This window comes from Frankia sp. AgPm24, from assembly GCF_023243055.1.
GTDB classification, from domain to species: domain Bacteria; phylum Actinomycetota; class Actinomycetes; order Frankiales; family Frankiaceae; genus Frankia; species Frankia umida.
Window position 1 is genome coordinate 1 of the sequence record NZ_JALKFW010000025.1, and the last position, 8,691, is coordinate 8,691.

6 protein-coding genes are annotated in these 8,691 nt (G+C 72.3%); 2 read left to right on the forward strand and 4 right to left on the reverse strand.

Translation table 11 applies throughout. The annotated features are described in order from the left end of the window. Positions 1 to 197: 197 nt before the first annotated feature. Positions 198 to 1,202: a hypothetical protein gene (locus MXD61_RS05065; RefSeq protein WP_248811689.1), complete on the reverse strand. Its 1,005-nt coding sequence runs from the start codon at positions 1,200 to 1,202 to the stop codon at positions 198 to 200. Further along, positions 1,195 to 4,488 (reverse strand): DEAD/DEAH box helicase, encoded by a 3,294-nt coding sequence (locus MXD61_RS05070; RefSeq protein WP_248811690.1) that lies wholly within the window; start codon positions 4,486 to 4,488, stop codon positions 1,195 to 1,197. Before MXD61_RS05070 ends, MXD61_RS05065 begins: the two co-directional genes overlap by 8 nt. 523 nt (positions 4,489 to 5,011) lie before the next feature. Between MXD61_RS05070 and MXD61_RS05075 the strand changes: the two genes are divergently transcribed. Further along, on the forward strand, positions 5,012 to 5,212 hold the full coding sequence (locus tag MXD61_RS05075) for a hypothetical protein (protein WP_248811691.1): 201 nt from the start codon (positions 5,012 to 5,014) through the stop codon (positions 5,210 to 5,212). 356 nt (positions 5,213 to 5,568) lie between these two features. On the opposite strand, the gene MXD61_RS05080 is transcribed toward MXD61_RS05075, so the two are convergent. Continuing rightward, a complete protein-coding gene (locus tag MXD61_RS05080; RefSeq protein ID WP_248811692.1) occupies positions 5,569 to 6,048 on the reverse strand; it encodes a LuxR C-terminal-related transcriptional regulator in 480 nt (159 codons plus the stop codon). A gap of 212 nt (positions 6,049 to 6,260) precedes the next feature. Between MXD61_RS05080 and MXD61_RS05085 the strand changes: the two genes are divergently transcribed. Next, positions 6,261 to 6,497 carry a hypothetical protein gene (locus MXD61_RS05085; protein ID WP_248811693.1) on the forward strand — a complete coding sequence of 79 codons (237 nt, stop codon included), beginning with the start codon at positions 6,261 to 6,263 and terminating at the stop codon, positions 6,495 to 6,497. 249 nt (positions 6,498 to 6,746) lie between these two features. Here MXD61_RS05085 and MXD61_RS05090 read toward each other — a convergent pair whose 3' ends face one another. Further along, complete coding sequence (locus MXD61_RS05090; protein ID WP_248811694.1) at positions 6,747 to 7,517, reverse strand: AfsR/SARP family transcriptional regulator; 771 nt, start codon at positions 7,515 to 7,517, stop codon at positions 6,747 to 6,749. Between the last annotated feature and the right edge of the window lie 1,174 nt (positions 7,518 to 8,691).

Below are 8,691 nucleotides of genomic sequence, written 5' to 3' on the forward strand. Positions count from 1 at the left end.
GCGGCGGGGCTCGCCGTGATCGCCTGCGGAGACGGAGTGAGACCACCCCACTCCTAGAGTGGGGAGGCGTCTGTCAGCGAAACAGGAAAACCTGCCCGCGAGGGTAGGAATCCCCGGTCTTCAGACCGGGGAGGATGTCAAAGCCCTGGAGACCGCGTCCGAGAACCCCGTCCGAGAGAGCGTGCTCGCGCGGGACGTCAGGCCTCGGCATCTCCCGGTATTCGTCGGCGGCGGTCAAAGGCCAGGTAGGCCGGCCGAAGCAGCGGCCGCAGATCCGCACCGACCCCATCCGCGAGAGCGGCGCCATCTGGACCAGTGCGATCCGAACCGGCGGTGTCCGAACCTGCGGTGTCGGGCCCGCTGGTGCGCAGCGGTCCGCACCGGTCGAGCACGCTGGTGTGGTCGACCTGGCTCGACGCGGGCAGCGTGTCCGTGACCCGATCGGAGCGCGGGTGCGGCGGCGCGCTGGCCGAGTCCGCCCAGAACGTCGCCACATCGCGGGGCAGCGCGGTGGCGTCCCTCCCCCCACCTGGCACCGGGCCGCCGTCCGCCACCCGCGCGGGGTCCGACCCGGCCGCGCGGACGGGGACGGGGACGGCTGCGAGACCAGCGACGGACACGGGAACGGGGACGGGCACACCGCGGTAGGTGCGCAGGCTGTCGAGCAGGACGTCGCGTTCCCTGCCGCGCAGCGCGAGCAGCTCGAACGGATCATGGTCGAGGTGGCGGGCGAGGGCGTGGCAGGCGGCGGCCAGGTGGGCGCAGGGGCGCTGCCAGTCGGTGCAGGTGCAGTCCATGGCCAGGTCGTCCGCGCCGGTCGGCAGCGGGGACAGACCCAGCGCGGTGAACAGCCGGTCGACGTCCGGTGGCACGGTGCCCACGAGCAGCGACGCCGCGTAGCTGGCCCGGCTGGCCAACGCGCGCTCGATCCGAGCCCACTGGCCGCCGGTGAACGTACGGACGGCGAGCCGCGCCTTGTGGATCTCCGGGTCGGCCCGGGTCGCGGGGACGTCCCCGTCGAGGTGGCGGACGCGGGCGACGACCAGGTTGCCCGTGCGGCGTAGATCGAGGACGGCACCGGTGCGGTCCAGGCGACGCCCGTCGCGCAGCGCGGCGGTCATGCCGAGGTCCTCGACCAGGGCGAGCAGCCGCCGCGACCAGCTGGACCGGGTCGACCGGGTGGCGGCGGCCGGCTCAGACATCGAGGGCCTCGGGGGCGAGGACGCACAGGTCGCGCAGGTCCGCGGCGGACAGGGTCGCCAGCCACGACTCGCCGTTGCCGATCATCGTCCGGGCCAGAGCGGTCTTGTCCGCGAGCATCCGGTCGAGGCGTTCCTCGAGCGTGCCCATGCAGACGAACGTGCGCACCTGCACGGCTCGGCGCTGGCCGATCCGATGGGCACGGTCGGTGGCCTGCGCCTCGGTGGCCGGATTCCACCACCGGTCCAGATGCAGGACGTGGTTGGCCGCCGTCAGTGTCAGGCCCGTCCCGCCGGCGCGCAGCGACAACAGGAAGATGCCCGGGCCACGGCCCTGCTGGAACCGTTCGACCATCGCGTCGCGGTCGTGCCGTGGCGTCCCGCCATGCAGGAACGTGACGTCCACACCATGGCGTTCGGCGAGGTACGGCGTGAGCATGGCGCCGAACCGGGCGTACTGGGTGAAGCACAGCGCGCGTTCGCCGGCGGCGACGATCTGGTCGAGGACCTCCTCGACCCGGATGAGCTTGCCGGAGCGTCCCGCCAGCGCGGAGGCGTCGTCCAACAGGTGCGCCGGATGGTTGCACACCTGCTTCAGCCGGGTCATCGCGGTGAGCACCACACCCTTGCGCCGGTTCGGCGAGGTGTCGGCGAGCTGGTCGAGCAGGTCGTCGAGCACCGCGCGGTAGAGCGAGACCTGCTCGGGCGTAAGCGTGCACAGCTCCCGCAGCTCCGTGCGTTCGGGCAGCTCGGCGAGGACCGCCGGGTTCGATTTCAACCGCCGCAACAACACCGGACGGACCCGGGCCCGCAGCCGCCGCGCCGCGTCGGTGTCGTCGTAACGTTCGATCGGGACGGCGTAGCGCGCCCGAAACCGCGAGGCGCTGCCGAGCAGACCGGGATTGAGCACATCCATGATCGACCACAGGTCGGCGAGCCGGTTCTCCACCGGCGTGCCGGTGAGCGCGACCCGGTGGCGGGCGGGCAGCCGCCGCACCACCTGCGCGACCTGGGTGCCACTGTTCTTGATCTGCTGCGCCTCGTCCAGCACGATCCTGTCCCAGCCGATCGCGGCCAGTTCCGCCGCGTCCCGCCGCACCACCGCGTAGCTGCTGATCACCAGGTCGTGCGCCGCCGCCACCCGCGCGAGCTCGCCCCCCCGTGCCCGCTCGCCGCCATGATGGACGAGTACCCGCAGCCCCGGCGCCGCCCGCGCCGCCTCACCCGCCCAGTGCCCCACCACGGACGTCGGACACACCACCAGCGTGGGCGCCCGCGTCCCGACCGGCCGAGGTACGTCGCCACCGTCGGGTGTCGTGCCGCGTCGCGCCAGGTCGCCCTGGCGGGTGTGCAGTTCGAGGGCCAGCACCTGGACGGTCTTGCCAAGCCCCATGTCGTCGGCGAGCAGCGCCCCCACACCGAGCCGGTCCAGGAACACCAGCCACGCGAGCCCGCGGCGCTGGTAGGGCCGCAACGTCACCGCCAGCCCCGCCGGCACCCCCACGAACTCCAGCACGTCGTCCGCCGCGCCATCCGCCGCGCCACCGGTACCACCCGCGCCCAGCGATCCGTCCAACAACGCGCCCAGCCAGCCGTCGGCCTGGACGTCGACCTCCAGCTCGCCCCAGCCCGCACCATGACCGTCCAGCCCGGCGTGGCGCAGGGCCTCGCGGGCCGTCATCATGGCCGCGGACGGAGTTCCCACAGCGGACGGAGTTCCCACAGCGGACGGGGCTCCCGCGGCGGACACGCGGCGGGTGTGGTCGAGTCCGGCGGCGAGCAGGGCCGGGTCGAGGCGGGTCCACCGGCCGCGGACCCGCACCAACGGCACCTTCGCCGCGGCCAGCTCGGCCAGTTCGGCGCGGCTGAGGCGCTGGTCGCCCAGGGAGACCTCCCAGCGGAAGTCGACCATCTCCTCCAGGCTCATCGCCGCGTCCCGCACGCTCGCCACCACCGGGTTCACCGCCCGCAGGCTCAGCGTGAGCCCCACCCGGGCCGGCTGTCGCCAGTGGGTGGGCACGAGCACCTCGAAACCGGCCCGCTCCAGATCGTCCGCGACCCGCAGGAACGCGAAGGCCTCGGCGACGTCGAGGTGCACGACGGCGGGTCTCGCCTCGAGCAGCGCGCGTCGCAGCGGCGCCCAGACGACGGCGGCGCGTCCCAGGGCGGCCAGCAGCGTGTCCTGGGGATGAGCGGGCCAGCTGGCGAGCCGGTCGGCATGGCCGTCCCAGACCCGGTCGGCACCGACCAACAGGCTCGGCTCGGACGCCGGCCGCAGCAGGAACTCGACGCGCCACCGCGCCTCGGGGTCCGCCGCGTCCGCCGGCTCATGCAGCCGAAAGCAGGTGACGACCGCAGGCGACACCGCGGCCCGCGCCCGCCACACCGCGACCCGAGCGGCGAGCCCGCGCACCTCGTCCGCCGGCCCACCGAACCGTGCCTCGCCCCCCAGCGCCGCGACCCACCGCCGGCTGACCTCGTTCACCTCGATCCCGCCATCTCCGATCGCGCTGCTCTCGGCCGCGGCGCGGTCGGCGGGTGCGGCGACGTCGAGGCGCCGGCGGGCCTGCGCGTCGACGGCCGCGGCCAGCGCCTGGCGCAGCGCGTCATCCGGTGACATCACGTCGTGCGGCCCTGACGTCGGCACCGGCGACGCCGCGCAGCGCAAGGCGGGTGGCATCGCATCGCGCAGATCGGCGAAGTGGCGCAGATCGGGGCCGGCGAGCACTGGTACCCACCGCGCGTCGGGCCCGTCCACCGTCAGCACCACGTCGGGCAGGACCCGGCCGCGGTCGAGCAGTTCGCCGGCGAACGCGCAGATCTCGGCGAGGAACCGTAGTGACGCCCCCGCTACCCAGCCGGCACCACCCTCGCGCATGACACGCGGTTCGGCCGCCAGATCGGCGCGGACGACCGCCACCCGCCATCGGTCCAGCGAGGGCCGCATGGCGACCCCGACCGCACTGTCATCACCAGTCGAGCCGCTGTGGTCGCTACCGCTGGTAGCGCCGGGGTCGCTGGTAGCGCCGGGGTCGGTGTCAGCGGTGGAATCGGTGTCAGCGCGCAGGCCGGACAGCAGAGGAGACGGCAGCGGGCCGCCGGAGTGACTCGGAAGCGTGACGTTCGCATGGACGTCGACCGGTGCCGAGGACCGGTGGTAGGGCGCCGTCAGGCGCACAAGCGCGGCCAGGGATGCCGCGAAGGGATGGTCCCGCTCGCCGCTACCGCCCACACCGCGGCGGCGCCGCGGGGCCCCGGACGGGAACGGGAGCGGGTCGTCCGGTGGCACGCGATCGGCATCCTCGGCCCACAGGCAAGGACCGCCCGGCCCGGACAACGCATGGAGCACGAGCATCCGCGTCCCTACCTCCGAGACCCACCCTACCCGCGCCTCCCACCGCCCCCACCCGCGTGTCCACAGCCCTCAGCGTCGCGACGAGCCAGCTCGACCGGGCTGGCGGCGACGCTCCCGCCGGGATGACGCCGCCGGGATGACGCCGCCGGGATGACGCCGCCGGGATGACGCCGCTGGGACGGCACCGGCGCGGCCGGGCGGGACCACGCGACATGCGAACGGAGGAGTCAGGTTCCGCCGGCCGGCCGCGTAGCCTGCCCCGAGACTTCTTCAGGTAATTATTCGTGTACCTAATGTCCTGGCGGGCGGACCGGGCGGACCGGGTGAAAAGCGGACCGGGTGAAAAGAGGCGAGGGCACGTGGCTGGTACGGCGGGCGAGATCATCCTGGTGACGAACTGCGTCCCGCGGACACGGCGCGGGCCCTCAGCCGCGCATCGGGACGTCACATCGAGCACGTGCGGGTTCCCCTCGACGCCGTCCGGGCGCACAACGCGTCCTACGCCGACGCCGTGAGCTTCGTCAACGGCCGGGGCGGCTACCAGGCCGACATCGCGGCGACCCGCGCCCTGCATCCGCGGCTGCTGACCTTCGACGCCTGGCTGCGCCAGCAGGGAGCCGCCAGGCTGGCCGCGCTGTTCGCCCAGAGCGCCGGCTGAGCTTGGGCGCGAAGTAGGCGCCTGTCCGACGATGACGACCGTTCCGGACACAGCTCAACGGCTGGAGGTCACCGGTGACGGACGTCGCGCGGGTGCGTGTTCTCGCCGTGGGCACCGCCCTTCCGGGGAGTCGGTGGTGCGCGCCATCGACCGCGACAGCGCCCTCGCCGCGCTCGTCACCAGCACGTCCACACCGGTCGTCGAGACCGGCGTACGTCGCCTCGCTGCGGTCTGAGCTCCCCCTCGCCCATCCGCGAACCGCTGAGGGCCCGTCCACCGCTACGGACGGAGGCCGGCCCCCGTACCCTCGTGTCGCTCTGGGCCCGCGGTGTCGTCCTGGGCTGGCCGGCGGCTCGTCAACCGGCGACACCAACGCTCGCGGGACAGGGGCCCATCGCGTGATCCGGGCCCACCTGAACCGGGCCGGAGACCTCGGCACTGAGCACGGCCGTCAGCTCGGCCCAGGACAGCACGTTCACCGTGGCGAAGATGGCCTTGGTGTGATCGCGCACCGTGTGCTGGGAGATGCCCAGGGTCCGCACGATCCGGTCGGTGCCATGCCCGGAGATGAGCAGTTCGGCCATCTGACGTTCCCGGGCGGTGAGGCCGTAGAGGGCCAGCAGCACCGGCAGCAGATCGGCCCGGCTCGCGGGCTGGAGTACCACGGCGGTCCGCGGCGCGTCCGGCACGGCGCGCGGCCCACCACCGGTGCCCGCCCCGGCGAGCACCCCGCCCTGGATCAGCAGCCAGCCACCCTCCGGCAGCGGCATCCGTAGCCGGGCCGGCCGCGGTGGGCCGACCGCGGTGGCGTTGGCCTGCGCCTGCAGCCCCACCATGGCGATCGGAACGGGCAGCTCGGAGGGTTCGGCCGCACCGATGCGCCGCAGCCAGCGGTCCGCCTCGGCGGTGGATGCCTCCAGCTGACCGGCGGTATCCAGCAGCAGCGTTCCGGACCCCTCCGAGGGAGTGCGCGGCGGTGGTACGCGGGCGAGCCCCGCGCGCAGCCCGTGCCCCCGGTGGCGCTGCCGTCACGGGCGAGCAGCCGCAGGTGGGCGACGCGTTCGGTTTCGCCATCCTCGCCGAGGATCGCACGGCCAGCAGGTCCCGCGCCGGCGACACGGCGGCGACCGCGCTCACCGAGGGTTTTCGGATCGGCTTCATCGCCACCGCGGTGACGATGGTCGTCGGGGTGCTGGTCGCTGTCCTGCTGCTCCGTGAGGACGGCCGCGGCGAGAAGGTGGACATCGTGGGTGCGCAGGCGGCGGCCCTGGAGGGCAGCGGCTGAGCGTGCGACGCCGTCCCCGGACGTCCAGCGCTTCGGTACGCCATCACCGGGTCCGGTCGGCCCTGGCCTCGTCGACCGGACCCGGGCCGGGCCGGTGCTCCGCCCCACCACCAGCCGGACGGGAAACGTCCCACCAGCCCGGACGAGATACCGGACGAGATCTGAGAGATCGGCTCCGCCGGGAAACACCTCCGTGCGGCCGGACACCGAGCCCGCTCAGCAAGGCTGACTTGGGGAGGCCGGGCCGGCTCAGCCGGGAACCGGAGCCATGTCCACGTGGTGGTCGCCGGCCAGGATCGCGCGATGAACGTCCTGCAGCGCGCGGCATGGCTCCAGGCCCAGTTCATCGCGTAGCCGGAGCCGGGCGAGCCGGTAGACGTCGAGGGCGTCCGCGACCCGCTCCGAGCGGTACAGGGCGACCATGAGGTGACGGTAGAAGGGTTCGTGCAGCGGATGCTCCGCCACGAGGGGGTACAGCCGGGCTATGACCTGGCGGTGGCGACCGAGCAGGAGCTCGGACTCCAGACCGGTCTCGACGCAGTTCAACCGCTGCTCGGCCAGCCAGGTGCCGTACCAGGCGACCATCGGGCTCGCCGGCGGGTGGCCGAGCACCGGACCCCGCCACAGGGCAAGCGCGCTGCCGAAGCAGGTCACGGCCTCGGCGTACTGGCCGCGGCGGACGTGAACGTGTCCCCGGCTGGCCAGCGCGAGGAACTCGTGAGCGTCGAGGGTGTCCGCGCCCAGTTCGAGCAGATAGCCCGGTGCTCTGGTCACGATCGGACTGCCACGCCGCTCGGACCGGAGCAGTTTGCGCAGGTTCGACACCATCACGTGGATGCCGGCGCTCGCGCTGCGGGGAGCGCTGGCCCCCCAGACCTCGTCGATGAGCTGATGTGCGGAGACGACCTCGTTCGGGCGGACCAGCAGGGTGGCGAGCAGGGTTTCGGTCTTGGGGGCCCTGACAAAGGAGTAGTCATTCTCCGTGGCCAGCCGAAGAGGCCCGAGGATCTCGTATCTCATTGCTGTCCCATCGTTTCGGGTATCCCGTTGTGCCGGATGCCGAGGGGCCGGGACAGCGGAATCCGGAGGTCCTGGGGTCGGGCTGCGGGGGAAAGTCGGCCCAACCGGCCGTGATGTGTGGGAGCTGGTCCAGGCCGGGCATTGGCGCACACTTTCAATAATTATGCAGAAATTCTCTCGAGGGTACCCCTGTGTGACCCCTAGTGGACCCCTGTGTCGGTCCTGTCGACAATGTTGCAGAAATGTTGCGGGAACAGTAGGGAGGTCGATGGAGGTCGAGTCGTGTGATATATGTCGTGCAGGGGATCGTCGACCGGAAGTTCAGGGGAGTCCGTCTGTGGAAATCTCCGAGAGGGCCTCCTGCGGCGCCATGCGGCCGCCGACGGCGAGTTTCCGGTAAATTCGAGTGAGATGTTTCTCGACCGTGCTCACCGTGCTGTGCAGGTTCCGCCCTATCCGCCAGGATGAGATGAGACGGGTGATTTGTACTTTCCTGTGACCAGTGTGGGGTAAGGAAAGAAGATCGTGGTGGTGGCGGTGACGGCAGGGCAGGGCAGGGTCGATGATGGTCGGGTGGGTGATCGTGAGCAGGCGCGGCGGGGTCCTGCCCTCCCCGGATCGTCCGCCGCCGGGTGCGCATAGGCGAAGCGGGGTCTCGGAAACGCGGCTCGGGCCTCATCCGGGTCGAGCTCATCTCCGTTACTGGTGCGCAGGATGTCTGCCCGTCTGCCCGTCTGCCCGTCCGTCTGCCCGAGCGGGCGGGGCTCGGCGGTGTTCAGTTCTGTTACCGGTGTGAGTGGTGCCTGTGTCACCGGCGCTTGCCACCACCAGGTTCATCTCTGCCACGGTCACGGCCGGTGGACGGGGTACGCGCTGGTGCCCTGAGCCAGACCGCCTGCGTTGTCCTTGCGGACGAGAGGTGCAGGGACGAGCGCCGCGACCCAGCTGGTCGCAGCACGTCGCCACGCGGCAGCTCTGTACGGACGCCGGGCCAGACGGGTGTATCTCTCCGGTCCGCCACATGGTTGTTGACTTGGTTGGTGTGCTCTGCCTGGTAGGTCAGGCCGGTTGTCTTCTGGCGTCGCCCGGGGGCGGGCTAGCCTCGGGCTTTCACCGGGGTGATCGTCTGTTGGGTTGCCGCAAAGAGGAAAGTGCTCCTGGCCAGGGAGGATCG